Below are 15,078 nucleotides of genomic sequence, written 5' to 3'. Positions count from 1 at the left end.
ATCGCAGCGGTCAGCGTCGTTTTGCCGTGGTCAACGTGGCCGATTGTACCGATGTTACAATGCGGCTTATTGCGTTCAAATTTCTCTTTTGCCATCTTAAGGCTCCTTTTTCTTTACGAGCGGTGGGTTCAGTGAACACACCCTACGGGGGTGGGTAGGGTGCGTGGTTTCCCACGCACCGCTGGCTTATGCAAATTTGGCTTGAATCTCTTCCGAGATGTTCGACGGAACCGCATCATAGTGTGAGAACTGCATGGTGAAGTTCGCACGACCAGAAGACATGGACCGCAGAGTGTTGATGTAGCCGAACATGTTTGCCAAAGGCACCCGCGCGTCAATCGCAATTGCGTTGCCGCGTGTGTCTTGGCCCTGAACCATCCCGCGACGGGAGGTCAGATCGCCGATGATACCACCAGTGTATTCTTCCGGGGTAACAACTTCGACTTTCATGATCGGTTCCAGCATTTTCGCGCCGGCTTTTTTCATGCCTTCGCGCATACCCATACGACCTGCGATTTCAAATGCCATAACGCTGGAGTCAACGTCGTGGAATTTACCGTCGATCAATTCAACTTTGAAGTCGATGACGGGGAAACCAGCCAATGGGCCACTGTCCATTACGGATTCGATACCTTTTTGAACGCCGGGGATATATTCTTTTGGAATAGACCCACCAACGATCTTGGATTCAAACGAGAACCCTTCGCCAGGCTCGGTCGGAATGATGACCATTTTAACTTCAGCATACTGACCCGACCCACCGGATTGTTTCTTGTGGGTGTAGGTGATTTCTGCTTCGTGTGAAATCGTTTCACGATATGCCACTTGTGGCGCACCGATATTCGCTTCAACTTTGAATTCACGACGCAGACGATCCACCAGAATATCCAAGTGCAATTCGCCCATGCCCTTCATGATGGTCTGACCGGATTCGATGTCAGTTTCCACACGGAAGGATGGATCTTCAGCAGCCAGACGGGCCAAACCTTGAGACATTTTCTCTTGGTCAGCTTTGGTTTTGGGCTCAACGGCAATCTCGATCACTGGATCGGGGAATGTCATTGTTTCCAGAACAACCGGTTCTTGCTGTGAACACAGAGTATCACCTGTTGTTGTGTCTTTCAGACCCGCCAACGCGATAATATCGCCTGCAAATGCTTCTTCGATCTCTTCGCGGTTGATCGAGTGCATCATCATCATCCGACCAACACGCTCTTTTTTACCCTTGGTAGAGTTCAAGATGCTGTCGCCCTTAGACAGAACACCGGAATAGATCCGTGTAAATGTCAGCGAGCCAACAAAAGGGTCGTTCATGATTTTGAACGCAAGACCAGAGAAAGCCATGCTGTCATCCGCACGACGTGGGATGTTCCGGACTTCTTCTTCGTCACCGGGTTTAAAGCCCATGTAGTCAACAACGTCGAGCGGGCTCGGCAGATAGTCAACAACAGCGTTCAACAGAGGCTGAACACCTTTGTTTTTGAACGCGGAACCACCCAGAACAGGAACAAATGCCATGGCCAAAGTCCCTTTGCGCAGCAATTTGCGCAAAGTTGGAACGTCAGGTTCGTTACCTTCAAGGTAAGCTTCCATCGCAGCGTCGTCTTGTTCAACGGCAGCTTCGACCATTTTGTTGCGCCATTCGTCAGCCATGTCTTGCAGGCTTTCACGAATAGGAGCTTTGATCCAGGACGCACCCAGATCTTCACCCTGCCACAACCATTCTTCCATGGTCACAAGATCAAGCAGACCTTCCAGCTCTGTCTCGGCACCAATTGGAATACCCACAGGCACAGCAACCGCACCAGTGCGTTCCTCAATCATGTTCACACAGTTGAAGAAGTCAGCGCCGATTTTGTCCATTTTGTTCACGAAAACCATCCGTGGAACTTTATAACGGTCAGCTTGACGCCATACAGTTTCTGTTTGTGGCTCAACGCCAGCATTGGCGTCCAGAACACAAACAGCACCATCGAGAACCGCCAAGGAACGTTCAACTTCGATTGTGAAGTCAACGTGGCCCGGGGTGTCGATGATGTTCAGACGGTGCTTTGGCGTATCAGGGCTTACACCATCTTCGGTACGTTCCCAAAATGTGGTTGTCGCAGCAGAGGTGATCGTGATGCCACGCTCTTGCTCTTGCTCCATCCAATCCATCGTCGCAGCGCCATCATGCACTTCGCCGATGTTGTGGGATTTACCTGTGTAAAACAGGATACGTTCCGAACACGTGGTCTTACCCGCATCAATATGCGCCATAATCCCGAAGTTGCGGTACAGTTCCAGTGGATATTCACGTGCCATTTGACGAGCTTCCTCTTACCAGCGGTAGTGGCTGAAGGCTTTGTTAGCCTCGGCCATCTTATGGGTGTCTTCGCGTTTCTTAACAGCAGAACCACGGGAGTTCACCGCATCCATCAATTCGGATGCAAGACGTTCTTCCATTGTGTTCTCGTTGCGCGAACGGGACGCTTTGATCAACCAACGGATCGCAAGGGCCTCACGGCGCTCTGGGCGAACTTCGACAGGCACCTGATATGTGGCACCACCAACCCGGCGGGAACGAACTTCCACAGCAGGTTTGATATTGTCGAGCGCTTCGTGGAACACTTCCACAGGCGCACGTTTGGTTTTGTCTTCTACGCGCTCAAGCGCGCCATAGACGATACGCTCGGCGGCAGATTTTTTGCCGTCCAGCATCAGGTTGTTCATAAATTTTGAGAGAACGCGGTCGTGAAATTTTGCGTCTGGCAGAATTTCACGTTTCTCAGCGCGATGGCGTCTAGACATATCTTGATATCCTTACTTCGGCTTCTTCGCGCCGTATTTCGAGCGACGTTGTTTACGATCTTTAACACCTTGGGTATCCAACACACCGCGCAGGATGTGGTAACGGACACCCGGAAGGTCTTTTACACGACCCCCGCGGATCAGAACAACAGAGTGCTCTTGCAGGTTGTGGCTTTCACCCGGGATGTAAGAGATGACCTCGAAACCATTTGTCAGGCGCACTTTGGCAACCTTACGCATAGCGGAGTTCGGCTTTTTAGGTGTTGTTGTATAAACGCGGGTACAAACCCCACGTTTTTGCGGACAAGACTGCAAGTGCATCGACTTGGAGCGCTTAACTTTCGGCTGGCGCGGCTTGCGGATCAGCTGTTGGATTGTTGGCATTCGGAAACTCCGTTTTACCTATTTCAAACTCGAATAGGTGCATGATCTATCGATCAAACACCGCGAACACGGCAACCCGCACAAGTGTGAATGGGCTACCGCGGTTAATTTCCAGAGGATCGGAGCTTACACCCGGATCTTGACCGCCAATGTATGGCTTAGAAAGGCAATCAGATACAGAAAGCCCTAGCTGTGAACGCGCGTATAAGGGGAGTCGCGTGGGGTGTCAACAGGAGGCCGAGGCACTGGGAAACCCGATAGTCGAATCTGGACAGTGCACAGTTCCTGCCATCCATCATGCGACCTATTTTCCCAGTGCTACGCTTCAATACCGGAAAACGCAACAGCCAGACCAGTCGCGCCACGGCATTGATCCTTAGGAATATGCGCCGTTTGAATAGGTCAGCTCATAGCTGTGGCTGTACAGTTCGAACACGATGCCAAACGGGTCTTCTACATAAACCATGCGATACGGTTTATCGTCAGGAAAGTATTCACGCACCGGCATCCGCTGCTTGCCACCCGCTGCCACAATCTTGGCTAGCAGGTCTTCGAGATTCGGGTCCTGAATTGCAAAGTGGAACGTCCCGTGTTTGCGATAGCCAAGGTTGTCTTCGGGTGCCGAGTTGCCCTCGAATTCGAACAACTCAAACCCGATACGATCCGCCGTTGCCAGATGCGCGATGCGCAGCCGCCCCCAGCCTTCGCCAAAAACATCCGTGCACATCTGGCCGATGTCACTGTCGTCTTCCACAATCTCTGTTGGCTCCATGATGATGTAAAACCCCAGCGTTTCGCTGTAAAATTTAACGGCCCGATCCAGATCGGGAACGGAAAGACCAATATGTGAAAATGTCCGCGGTGTCGGTGTAACTGTCATGATGACCTCTAATGGTTGCTCTTTAACAAATCATATAGACGGGCTCTATTCGTTCGAAAAATTATCATTTATCATCCAAATCATAACATTCTGGAATAATCATGCTGAACGCAATCTGGCTGGATACCTTTGTAACCCTCTGCGAGTTGGGGCACTTCACCCGCACCGCCGATCGGCTGGGTATGACCCAACCTGGCGTATCCCAACATTTGCGCAAACTGGAAGATCAGATCGGACGACCACTGATCCTAAGGGATGGTAAATCCTTCACCCTTACACCTGCGGGCGAATCTATCCTGCGACTTGGCACGGACCGGCGCAATCAGGAACGCGCACTGCAAGACATCATCGACGCCGATGACCCGAATGCAGGGCAGATTTTTATCGGCTGCTCGGGCAGCTTTGCCATGTGTCTTTATCCAGCCCTACTGACAAAGATGCAGGTCGCGCCCGATCTGGTCGTCCACCTAAAGGCCGCCCCGCAAGACAGTATTCTAAGCGCCGTTCTCAGCGGCGATATGGATGTCGGCATCGTCACCCAAAAACCCAACCACCCCCGACTGCACGCCACGCTGCTGGTAAAAGAGGAGTTGTGTCTCGTCTTGCCTGCAAATGTGCCTGATCGTGACCTATCCCTCGCGGCGCTCGACGATCTGGGGTTTGTGGCCCACCCTGACGGGCCCGCCTACGCCGATGAGTTGTTTTCGCTGAATTTCCCGGACAATTACAAAGGAGCGGACCGCCTGAGAATCCGCACCTTTGTGAACCAGATCGGCCAAATCCTCCTGCCCGTGGCAGAAGGTCTTGGCTACACAATTCTACCCAAATCAGGCGTGGATTCATTCCCCCGCCCCCATGACATAAAAACAGTGCCGCTTCCAAAGAAACGGCACCATACGCTGTGGCTTATAACCCAGAAAAACCGCGCGCAATTCGCCCGCGTGGCCGCCGTGATGCAGCTGATCAACGGGGTGGCACAGTCTTTGCGTCAGTCCTGAAACCCCACAAATCGCGTGACGTTTTCCACGGGGCGCCGCCGCGACACCACGCTATTTGCTTCAAAGCTTTCATCCGGCCAGCCAAGCGCCACGCAGGTCATAATCACCTGATCGTCGGGGATGCCCGCGTGTTCGCGCACCACGGGGGACTGCATGATGCCCTGCCCGTTAATCACCGATCCCAGCCCCTTGGACCACGCCGCCAGTACCAGACCATAGGTCACAGCGCCCAGATCGAAATGGGCGATGGTGCCATCCACCAGATCCTTGTCCAGACAGACCACAACCGATACAGGCGCGTCGAACTGGCGAAAGCCGCGCATCACCCAATCCTGACGTTTCTCTTTGTCGTGGCGTTCAATGCCCATGGCCGCGAACAATTGCACTGCGATTTCAACCTGACGGTCGCGGTGTACACCCTCATAAGCGCCATGATCCACGATTTCGCGCACAGGGGGAACGCCCCCCATCATCCGTTCGGAATTGCCTTGCCGTACGGCCTCTAGCGGGGCACCAGTCAGCACGTGCAAATGCCAGGGCTGTGTGTTCATGGACGATGGCGCGCGGTTGGCCAGCGCGATGATTTCCTCTAGCAACTCACGCGAAACCGGGTCTTTGGTAAACCCGCGAATACTGCGCCGCCCCTGCATTGCCTGCGCTAATTCCATTGCCTTATCTCCCTTTGATCCAAGTTTGACGAACTGTCAGGGACCACAACAAAACCGTCAATACGGGATCAATACGGCGGGTAAACTCCGTTACGTCCGCAGGCAACAGCCCCGAGCCACCACGCTTTAGCCCCGCGCCCTTACCGCAAAGTCACCCCTATCCACAAATCCTCCTTATCGGGTAGTCTTTCCGTATGAGCACCACCGAACCAACATCTCTGTCCCCCGCGACCCGCGCCGTCGCCTATCGGTTCCGCCTGCTGTTCAGCCATTTTTCGATCCAATTGATGACAGCGCTTTTGCTGGCGGCCACGGCCTATACCATCGCTTGGTGGCAACCTGTGTTCCTGCTGTTGATCGGCGCAGGCATCGCAGGCCAAATGCTGACCGAATACAACATCCACCGTTATATTTTTCACCTGCCCCCACCGAAAAATCAGCGGCTGTTCAACCTCTTGTACCTGTGCCACTACGGCCATCATGATTTCCCGACCAACACCAAACTGTTCTTTGTGCCGATCTGGTTCATGCTGCCCGTATTGATCGCGGGCTTCCTGATCTATTGGGGGATTTTTGCCTTGCTCGGGTTTGACACAGCGCTGAATATGGCGGTGGCTTTTGTCTTTGTCGGCCATGTGCTGACTTTTCTAGGGTACGAATGGTATCACATGACCGCCCACCTGAATATTCGCAAATTCGGGCCGGAAATCGCCGTTACCCGCCGCCACAACATGCACCATTTCAAAGATTTCACCCGCATGTTTCACGTCAGCTATGGCGGACAGATCATTGATCGTGCCATGGGCACCGCCATCGACCCCGACCAGCGCGAAAAGCTGTCCCGTTCGGAATTCATTCGCACCCTTGGCATGCAGCCAAATGATCCCCGTCTGATACAAGCGCGCGAAACCTATGCTGCCAAGCTGGGTCTGACACAGCGGCAACTCCAGTCGGCACAGCGCTAGAAGTCTGTTTCATTTGGGTCTAGGCTGATTCCGAATTGAAAGGATTTCCCCATGCCCATCATCAATCGCATTTCCGAATTTCAAACCGATATGACCCAGTGGCGGCAGCATCTGCACAGCATTCCCGAACTGGGGTTCGATCTGCATAAAACCGCGGAATTTGTAGCAGCAAAGTTGCGCGAATTCGGCGTCGATGAACTGCACGAGGGTATAGCTCAGACCGGCATGGTTGCCATCATCAATGGCCAGTCGGACGGCCCAACCATCGGGCTGCGGGCCGATATGGATGCGCTGCCAATTGTAGAAAACGGCGATCACGCCCATAAATCTACTCATGCAGGGAAAATGCACGCCTGCGGCCATGACGGACATACCACCATGCTGCTGGGCGCGGCCCGCTATCTGGCTGAGACCCGCAACTTTTCAGGCCGCGTGGCGCTGATCTTTCAACCTGCCGAAGAAGGCGGCGGCGGTGGACAGGTCATGTGCCAAGAGGGCATGATGGATCGCTTCAATATCACACAGGTTTACGGCATCCATAACGCTCCCAACTCTCCCCAAGGCCAGTTCGAGCTGAACTCCGGCGCTTTGCTGGCAGCGGCCGACACCTTCACCATCAACATCACCGGTTCAGGCGGCCACGGCGCGCAGCCCGAAGACACCAAAGACCCGTTGATCGCTGGGGTTTCGCTGGTACAGGCGCTACAAACCATTTCCTCCCGCAATCTGGGCGGGCTGGATCGCGCGGTGATCTCGGTCGGAGAGTTTGTGTCTGGCACGGCCAATAATATCGTTCCCGACACCGCCTATATCTGCGGCACAGTGCGCACCTTTGACAAAGACATTCAGGCCAAAATCGCACAGCGTATGGCCGCGATCTGTCAGGGCATCGCTGCGACTTTTGATGTGGGCGTCGATCTTGATTACGAATACGGTTACCCCCCCACAATCAACCATCCCGCAAACGCAGAACTGGCGGCCGCCGTTGCCCGTTCCGTGGTTGGCGAGGCAGCCGTAGACGCCGATACCAAACCCATCCTCCCCGCCGAAGATTTCGCCTATATGTTAGAAGAACGCCCCGGTGCCTATTTGTTCCTTGGCCAAGGCGACGGCGCACCCGTGCACCACCCCGATTATGATTTCAACGATGACATCGCCCCCATCGGCGCCAGCTTCTTTGTAAAAATGGTCGAAACCGCCCAGCCGCGGGGCTGACGTTAAAAACCAACGGCCCCTTAGGATGCAAAGACTGGGTTCAAATCATACCGAGGATATTTCCTTTTGGGCCGTTGGGCTTGCTTGCAGTTGCTGAAACCGAAAGGTGAGGCGCTAATCTTCATCAAAGAAGCCTTCATCCATCTCTCGAATGTAAAGAACTTCTTTTTCGCGACACCCGACACCATATCTAATCATCAACTTTGCCAACTCGTTACCATTCAACAGGACAATGCGTGACCCAAGGTCTCGTGCTGTTTGCTCTGCCGAATTTGTAAATGAAGACGTCGTAACGAACAGGCCTTTCGACGCCTTCTTTAAACTGAGAGCACCGAAGAAATCTCGGATGTCGCCAGCACCGACTGAATTACCTGCTTGGTAGCGTTTTGCCTGCAAATACAATTGGTCAACACCCAACGGGTCCTGATCAATCACGCCATCAACGCCATTATCGCCACTCTGACCCAAGGCGCGGCCCGCGTCTTTTGATGTTCCACCATACCCCATCTTGATCAACAACTCGACAATTAGCCTTTCAAAAAACGCTGGGCTTGCAGACCTGACAGCGTCTAACAAATTTGCTGCCAATGCATCGTTTAAAAGCCCGTAGGCTTCCTGAATTTCCTCATCAGGCGTAGCCGAAATCGAAAGCGGTTCTTCAACACTTTGGACAGGGGCCCTATCATCCAGCCCGCTGGACTTAAACTCTTGGAATTCTTCAAACCTTTCCAGAAACTTAGAGTTTAAAAGGAGGGAACGATCCGCTGCAATCGTTCTTCCACGGTCAGTCAACTCGAACCAGCCACGTCGAATGTTTTTTACCAGCCCTGCCTGCTTTAGATAGGATCTGGCCCAATGTACGCGATTTGCAAATGTAGCCTGTTTCCCGCTCGGAAGCATCGCCGCCTTTTCTTCCTCATTAAGCCCACAGGCGATTTCCAACTCGGAAACGACCTCTGAAATTTTCCGAGGCCCATTCAAGGCGGTCTCTAGCACTGGCCGCATTAACAACTGATAATCAGGTATCATCTACCGCCCCCACCCCATCAAATCCGCCCGTTTCAGACCAAAACCGTTATGCAATTGCGCATCAACTTCCGCCTCGCTTAGTAATTTGGTTTCGCCGGTAAACTCTGGCTTGCTGTCATTGTCGCGGTGGATGGTGCGGAGCCAACTTGCGGCATCCACATCGGAATAGCTGGCGAAAAACGCAGGCAGTTTGCGGTGGTTGCGGGAATAGATGTTTTCCTGCGCCCCCACAGGGGTGATCATGGCCGTGCCAACAGACAGCGGCGTGCGTTCCACTGCATCGAAAATGTGGTTCTTTTGCTGACCAATCTTAAGATACAGACCACGGTTAAACGACATAACCACAGGCGCACCATCGTCTTTTACCTTGGCCAGTTTGACCGCCCGTCCGCGCACCCGTTCAATAAACCGCGCGTCCATCATATCGTCGTCATCCAACCGGAATGACGTGAAATAGTCCCCTGTTTTATCTTGCGCCCCGTCATAACAGGCCCGAATGGCCCGAAATTGGGGCATAAAGGGCTTGGCGACGACCTCCCCCGGCGCCCAGCCTGACACCAAATCGTTAAGGCGGTCTTTATAGGCCTGCGGAAAACTTTGGGTTATCAGGAAAATGATTTTGAAGTCCTGATCGCTTTGATACTTCAAACTGCGCAGGGCGAAATCTTCAAATAATTGAAACCGCCGCTCCATCCGGTCTGCCGCATAGATCATCTTTTCCTGATCTTCCTGACTATCGTGACTATGGGCAAACCCACCCTTTGAGATGTACGAAAACCGCATCACGCCAACAATCTGGTTTCTATCCGCTGACATTTTCGTCCCTCTATTTATAGTTGCGCTTAGTGTACTGCCTAATTGCCCAAGCGCAATTCGATTGATCTGCGGCAGCGGCGCGGGAAAGTTTTACGAAAAGGCGAGGATTTGATGCAAATAATAGGAATGACGCGGTTCTCTTTTGCCACCATTGGCGGGTTCCAGATTCAGCATGACACACTGGACCAACATATCGCCTATCTTTACGCCCAAGCGCGGATGGAAGAACGGTTCGCTTACTTCGAACACCTTTGCCTGCCTGCGTTAAAACAGCAAACCAACCCAGATTTCACATTGGTTGTTCTAGCTGGCAGCGAAATGCCGAAACCCTATCTGACACGGCTTCAAGACCTGCTGGCCGACCTGCCCCAAGCGCAGTTATTTGTACGCCCGCCAGCCAATCACCGCGCCATTCTGCAAGAGGTCATCTCACTGGCGAAACGCGATGATGCAGACTGGATCGCCCATTTTCGCATGGATGACGACGATGCGGTTGCCATGACTTTTGTCGAAGAGGTCTACGACCATTTCCCCCGTTTACGCGCTTTGGCCGAGCATAAACAACAGCTTGGGCTGGATTTTACCAACGGGTATGCGCTGCGCCATACACAGAACGGTTTGGCAGTACACACCAACCATAAAACCAACTGGACCCCGGCGCAGGTGATTTTCCTGCCCCATAGCGATAGGCGCACCCATGTGCATTTGCCCCATCAACGGCTGAACCAACTGATCCCCGTTGTCACCATGCCCCATCCCCTGATGTTTGTGCGCACTCAGAACGGATCAAATGATTCCGGTGATGATTTCCCTAAAAAATTCACCGCGCTGACGGACGAACACCGCAGAAAGTTGAAGTTTCGCTTTGGGGTGAACGTCAAAACCTTCCGCCAAACTCTCGACGGGCTTCACGCCTGATCCGAAAACGCAAAAGCCCGACCAGTATGGCCGGGCTTTCGCAATTCTAACGGTAAAAACCGGATTTAGCTGGGTTGCTCGGTGCCGTCACCGTCTTGCCCAAAGCCCACACCCATGTCTTCACCCATCACGCCATCTGCGGCATCGGCTGGGTCAAAACCGGACATGTTGTCATCCCCAACAGGGCCGAGAAGCGCAGCGGCTGCTTCAGCAGCGGCTTTGTTGTCCTCAATGACTTTGCCATCCCGATCTGTCGCGATCTTTTTGATCTGGTGGGTTGCCCCGCCTGTACCAGCCGGGATCAAACGCCCGACGATCACGTTCTCTTTCAGACCGATCAGCTTGTCCCGTTTGCCCTGAACAGATGCTTCGGTCAGAACCCGCGTGGTTTCCTGGAAGGACGCAGCCGAGATGAACGAGCGTGTTTGCAGCGACGCTTTGGTGATCCCCAACAGGATCGGGCCACCTTTAGCAGGCTCCAGATTCTTGGACAGCGCCTTGGCGTTCACTTCATCAAACTCGGCTTTATCAACCTGCTCACCCTTCAGAAGGGTGGTGCCACCGGAATGGGTGATTTCCCATTTTTGCAGCATTTGGCGTACGATCACTTCGATGTGCTTATCGTTGATCTTAACACCTTGCAGACGATAAACGTCCTGAACTTCGTCCACCATATAGTCGGCCAATGCCTCGACACCCATAATGTTCAGGATGTCATGGGGCGCTGGATTGCCGTCCATGATGTACTCGCCTTTTTGGATGAAATCACCTTCCTGAACAGGAATGTGTTTCCCTTTTGGAACCATGTATTCCACGGGCTCCAGACTTTCATCCGAAGGTTCGATGCTGAGGCGACGTTTGTTCTTATAGTCGCGACCAAAGCGCACGTAACCATCAATTTCAGCGATGATCGCGTGGTCTTTCGGACGACGAGCTTCGAACAATTCCGCAACGCGCGGCAGACCACCTGTAATGTCTTTCGTCTTGGCACCCTCACGAGGGATACGGGCGACAACATCACCGGCTTTTACTTCCTGACCGTCTTCGACAGACAGAATGGCGTCTACCGACATGGCATAGGACACAGGGTTGCCCGCATCATTGCGAACCGGATCGCCATTGGCATCCATCACAATGATTTCAGGTTTCAGATCGTTGCCTTTTGGCGCTGAACGCCAGTCGGTCACGATCTTCTGGCTGATGCCTGTGGCGTCATCGGTTTCGTCACGGATCGAGAAACCAGCGGTCAGGTCAACGAATTTCGCTGTACCGTCTTTTTCCGCAATGATCGGCAATGTGTAGGGGTCCCATTCATAGAGCTTGTCCCCACGTGCAACCTTATCGCCATCCTTCACCATGATTTTTGTACCATAGCTCAGTTTATGCGACGCGCGTTCCACACCGTTTTCGTCGATGATCACGATTTCAACAGTCCGGCCCATAACGATCATTTCGCCGTCACGGTTTTTCAGAATGTTCGGATTGCGCAGATCGACAGTACCGTCAACGCTGGCCTCTTGGAACGATTGCTGACCACCCTGCGCAATACCGCCAATGTGGAATGTCCGCATTGTCAGCTGTGTGCCGGGTTCACCGATGGATTGCGCCGCAATAATGCCCACAGCCTCGCCCGGGTTCACTTGCGTGCCCCGTGCCAAGTCGCGGCCATAACATGTGGCACAGATACCGTCATCTGCTTCACAGGTCAGAGGCGAACGGATCGACAAAGTGGCAATGCCAGAGTTCTCGATCAGATCGGCCATACGTTCGTCGATCAATTCCCCGCGTGGGCAGATCAATTCTTCTGTAGCAGGGTGAAGCACGTCTTCGTTGGTGACACGACCCAAGATCCGTTCGGACAATGAGGCAACAACCTCGCCGTCGTTTACGGCGGCTTTGGCAGTGATACCCAGTTCCGTACCACAGTCGATTTCCCGCACGATACAATCTTGCGCAACGTCAACCAGACGCCGTGTCAGATACCCGGAGTTTGCTGTTTTCAAAGCAGTATCTGCCAGACCCTTACGGGCACCGTGGGTCGAGTTGAAGTACTCTAGAACGGTCAGACCTTCTTTAAAGTTCGAGATAATCGGCGTTTCGATGATCTCGCCGTTCGGCTTGGCCATCAGACCGCGCATCCCGCCCAGCTGTTTCATCTGCGCAGGGGAACCACGCGCACCGGAGTGGGCCATCATATAAACGCTGTTCGGTTCCATTTCGGCACCTGCATCGTCCACTTTGACAGCCGAGATATCACCCATCATCGCATCCGCAACGGCATCCGAACACTTGGACCAGCTATCGACAACTTTGTTGTATTTCTCACCCTGAGTGATCAGGCCGTCGAGATACTGTTGTTCGAATTCTTTAACCTGATCGCGCGTATCATTCACAATGTGCCATTTGCTGTCAGGGATAACCATGTCGTCTTTACCAAACGAAATGCCCGCCTTGAATGCTTCACGGAAGCCCAAAGTCATGATTTGGTCACAAAAGATAACCGACTCTTTTTGACCGCAATACCGATACACAGTGTCAATAACTTCGCCGACTTCTTTTTTCCGCAGCAAACGGTTCACGATGTCAAACGGCGCTTTTGCGTTTAGCGGCAGCATGGCCCCCAGACGCACACGGCCCGGCGTGGTTTCATAGCGCACCCAGATCGAGTTGCCCTCTTCATCCACTTGTTCCATGCGGCAGTTAATTTTCGTGTGCAGGTGTACGATGCCCGCGTCCAGCGCATGGTTGACTTCCTGCTCGGACGAGAAAGTCATGCCCTGACCTTTCATGCCCTCACGTTCCATCGTGATGTAGTAAAGACCCAAAATCATGTCCTGCGAAGGAACGATGATCGGCTTACCGTTGGCAGGCGACAAAACGTTGTTTGTGGACATCATCAGAACACGCGCTTCCAGCTGGGCCTCAAGGCTCAGTGGAACGTGAACCGCCATTTGGTCGCCGTCAAAGTCGGCGTTAAACGCGGAACACACCAGCGGGTGCAGCTGGATGGCTTTACCCTCAATCAATGTGGGTTCGAATGCCTGAATACCAAGACGGTGCAGCGTAGGTGCACGGTTCAGCAGAACCGGGTGTTCACGGATCACTTCGTCCAGAATATCCCAAACCTCGGGACGCTCTTTTTCAACGATCTTTTTGGCTTGTTTTACAGTGGATGACAGGCCTTTGGCCTCCAACCGGCTGTAAATAAACGGTTTGAACAGTTCCAGAGCCATCTTTTTCGGCAAACCACATTGATGCAGTTTCAGTTCCGGACCAGTCACAATCACCGAACGACCGGAGAAGTCGACCCGTTTCCCCAAAAGGTTTTGACGGAAGCGACCTTGCTTACCTTTCAGCATGTCGGACAGGGATTTCAGCGGGCGCTTGTTGGCACCTGTGATAACCCGACCACGACGGCCGTTGTCAAACAACGCATCGACAGATTCCTGCAACATCCGTTTTTCGTTGCGCACGATGATATCAGGCGCACGCAGTTCGATCAGACGTTTCAGACGGTTGTTCCGGTTGATCACCCGACGATACAGATCGTTCAGATCGGATGTGGCAAAACGGCCCCCATCCAGCGGCACCAGCGGGCGCAGCTCTGGCGGGATCACAGGGATCACTGTCAGGATCATCCATTCTGGACGGTTGCCGGATTCCAAAAAGGATTCCACAACTTTCAGACGTTTGATGATCTTCTTCGGCTTCAATTCACCGGTTGCTTCGGCCAGATCAGCACGCAGCTGTTCTGCTTCGGCTTCCAGATCAATGTTGGCCAGCATTTCACGGATGGCTTCCGCACCGATACCTGCGTTGAACGCGTCTTCGCCATAGACGTCTTGGGCGTCCATGAACTCTTCTTCGTTCATCATCTGACCGTAGTTCAGATCCGTCAGACCGGGTTCGATCACAACGTATTGTTCGAAATACAGAACACGCTCCAGCTCACGCAGGGTCATGTCCAGCATCAGACCGATACGGGATGGCAGGGATTTCAGGAACCAGATATGCGCAACTGGTGCAGCCAGTTCGATGTGGCCCATACGTTCGCGACGTACTTTTTGAAGCGTAACTTCAACACCACATTTCTCACAGGTCACACCGCGGTATTTCATCCGCTTGTATTTGCCGCACAGACATTCATAGTCTTTGATCGGGCCAAAGATACGCGCACAGAACAGGCCGTCCCGCTCTGGTTTGAAGGTCCGATAGTTGATGGTTTCCGGCTTTTTGATCTCACCGTAGGACCAGCTCAAGATCCGCTCTGGCGAGGCCAGAGAGATTTTGATTTCGTCAAAGGTACGAGGCGCCTGGACGGGGTTAAACGGGTTGTTCGTGATTTCTTGGTTCATTTTGAACTCCTAATCTCAAGTATCGAGCAATGGTGGAATTGGCCCCACCCCGCGACAATC

At 53.1% G+C, this 15,078-nt stretch carries 13 protein-coding genes; 4 read left to right on the top strand and 9 right to left on the bottom strand.

The window, feature by feature from the left end:
- From GGE09_RS23135 to GGE09_RS23115, 5 genes are all read right to left on the bottom strand, one after another.
- The coding region (locus GGE09_RS23135) for a GTP-binding protein (protein ID WP_209282537.1) at nt 1–95 on the bottom strand (95 nt) is incomplete at its 3' end.
- 91 nt (nt 96–186) lie between these two features.
- On the bottom strand, nt 187–2,304 hold the full coding sequence (gene fusA, locus GGE09_RS23130; RefSeq protein ID WP_309748427.1) for an elongation factor G: 2,118 nt from the start codon (nt 2,302–2,304) through the stop codon (nt 187–189).
- A gap of 15 nt (nt 2,305–2,319) precedes the next feature.
- Nucleotides 2,320–2,790, bottom strand: a complete 471-nt coding sequence (rpsG, locus tag GGE09_RS23125; RefSeq protein WP_309748426.1) for a 30S ribosomal protein S7 — start codon at nt 2,788–2,790, stop codon at nt 2,320–2,322.
- A 12-nt stretch (nt 2,791–2,802) separates the two neighbouring features.
- Nucleotides 2,803–3,174 carry a 30S ribosomal protein S12 gene (gene rpsL, locus GGE09_RS23120; protein ID WP_069301666.1) on the bottom strand — a complete coding sequence of 124 codons (372 nt, stop codon included), beginning with the start codon at nt 3,172–3,174 and terminating at the stop codon, nt 2,803–2,805.
- A gap of 376 nt (nt 3,175–3,550) precedes the next feature.
- Entirely contained in the window at nt 3,551–4,054 is a 504-nt protein-coding gene (locus tag GGE09_RS23115) for a lactoylglutathione lyase family protein (protein ID WP_309748425.1), read from the bottom strand.
- Nucleotides 4,055–4,155: 101 nt separating this feature from the next.
- On the opposite strand from GGE09_RS23115, the gene GGE09_RS23110 reads away from it, so the two are divergent.
- Nucleotides 4,156–5,052 (top strand): LysR family transcriptional regulator, encoded by an 897-nt coding sequence (locus tag GGE09_RS23110; protein WP_309748424.1) that lies wholly within the window; start codon nt 4,156–4,158, stop codon nt 5,050–5,052.
- Here the strand turns inward: GGE09_RS23110 and GGE09_RS23105 are convergent.
- Nucleotides 5,043–5,720, bottom strand: a complete 678-nt coding sequence (locus tag GGE09_RS23105; RefSeq protein ID WP_309748423.1) for a nitroreductase — start codon at nt 5,718–5,720, stop codon at nt 5,043–5,045. The two genes, GGE09_RS23110 and GGE09_RS23105, sit on opposite strands and share 10 nt — an antisense overlap.
- Before the next feature lie 194 nt (nt 5,721–5,914).
- Between GGE09_RS23105 and GGE09_RS23100 the strand changes: the two genes are divergently transcribed.
- The gene (locus tag GGE09_RS23100) at nt 5,915–6,685 is read left to right on the top strand and encodes a sterol desaturase family protein (RefSeq protein ID WP_309748422.1); all 771 of its coding nucleotides are present in this window, start codon (nt 5,915–5,917) and stop codon (nt 6,683–6,685) included.
- A gap of 51 nt (nt 6,686–6,736) precedes the next feature.
- Nucleotides 6,737–7,900: a M20 aminoacylase family protein gene (locus GGE09_RS23095; protein ID WP_309748421.1), complete on the top strand. Its 1,164-nt coding sequence runs from the start codon at nt 6,737–6,739 to the stop codon at nt 7,898–7,900.
- A 114-nt stretch (nt 7,901–8,014) separates the two neighbouring features.
- On the opposite strand, the gene GGE09_RS23090 is transcribed toward GGE09_RS23095, so the two are convergent.
- Both GGE09_RS23090 and GGE09_RS23085 read right to left on the bottom strand, forming a co-directional pair.
- Nucleotides 8,015–8,929, bottom strand: coding sequence for a restriction endonuclease (locus GGE09_RS23090; protein ID WP_309748420.1), 915 nt, complete (start codon nt 8,927–8,929; stop codon nt 8,015–8,017).
- A complete protein-coding gene (locus tag GGE09_RS23085) occupies nt 8,930–9,745 on the bottom strand; it encodes a glycosyltransferase (RefSeq protein ID WP_309748419.1) in 816 nt (271 codons plus the stop codon).
- Between the two features lie 111 nt (nt 9,746–9,856).
- Between GGE09_RS23085 and GGE09_RS23080 the strand changes: the two genes are divergently transcribed.
- On the top strand, nt 9,857–10,663 hold the full coding sequence (locus tag GGE09_RS23080) for a glycosyltransferase (RefSeq protein ID WP_309748418.1): 807 nt from the start codon (nt 9,857–9,859) through the stop codon (nt 10,661–10,663).
- A 65-nt stretch (nt 10,664–10,728) separates the two neighbouring features.
- Here the strand turns inward: GGE09_RS23080 and rpoC are convergent, their stop codons facing one another.
- On the bottom strand, nt 10,729–15,018 hold the full coding sequence (gene rpoC, locus GGE09_RS23075; RefSeq protein ID WP_309748417.1) for a DNA-directed RNA polymerase subunit beta': 4,290 nt from the start codon (nt 15,016–15,018) through the stop codon (nt 10,729–10,731).
- Nucleotides 15,019–15,078: the final 60 nt, after the last annotated feature.

This window comes from Roseobacter sp. N2S, from assembly GCF_031454055.1.
GTDB lineage: Bacteria > Pseudomonadota > Alphaproteobacteria > Rhodobacterales > Rhodobacteraceae > Amylibacter.
This window is presented reverse-complemented; position numbering and strand designations above follow the sequence as displayed.

Excerpts from the sequence above, each read along its gene's own strand:
- fusA (WP_309748427.1), bottom strand. The coding sequence starts at position 2,304 with ATGGCACGTGAATATCCACTGGAACTGTACCGCAACTTCGGGATTATG.
- rpsG (WP_309748426.1), bottom strand. The coding sequence starts at position 2,790 with ATGTCTAGACGCCATCGCGCTGAGAAACGTGAAATTCTGCCAGACGCA.
- rpsL (WP_069301666.1), bottom strand. The coding sequence starts at position 3,174 with ATGCCAACAATCCAACAGCTGATCCGCAAGCCGCGCCAGCCGAAAGTT.
- GGE09_RS23115 (WP_309748425.1), bottom strand. The coding sequence starts at position 4,054 with ATGACAGTTACACCGACACCGCGGACATTTTCACATATTGGTCTTTCC.
- GGE09_RS23110 (WP_309748424.1), top strand. The coding sequence starts at position 4,156 with ATGCTGAACGCAATCTGGCTGGATACCTTTGTAACCCTCTGCGAGTTG.
- GGE09_RS23105 (WP_309748423.1), bottom strand. The coding sequence starts at position 5,720 with ATGGAATTAGCGCAGGCAATGCAGGGGCGGCGCAGTATTCGCGGGTTT.
- GGE09_RS23100 (WP_309748422.1), top strand. The coding sequence starts at position 5,915 with ATGAGCACCACCGAACCAACATCTCTGTCCCCCGCGACCCGCGCCGTC.
- GGE09_RS23095 (WP_309748421.1), top strand. The coding sequence starts at position 6,737 with ATGCCCATCATCAATCGCATTTCCGAATTTCAAACCGATATGACCCAG.
- GGE09_RS23090 (WP_309748420.1), bottom strand. The coding sequence starts at position 8,929 with ATGATACCTGATTATCAGTTGTTAATGCGGCCAGTGCTAGAGACCGCC.
- GGE09_RS23085 (WP_309748419.1), bottom strand. The coding sequence starts at position 9,745 with ATGTCAGCGGATAGAAACCAGATTGTTGGCGTGATGCGGTTTTCGTAC.
- GGE09_RS23080 (WP_309748418.1), top strand. The coding sequence starts at position 9,857 with ATGCAAATAATAGGAATGACGCGGTTCTCTTTTGCCACCATTGGCGGG.
- rpoC (WP_309748417.1), bottom strand. The coding sequence starts at position 15,018 with ATGAACCAAGAAATCACGAACAACCCGTTTAACCCCGTCCAGGCGCCT.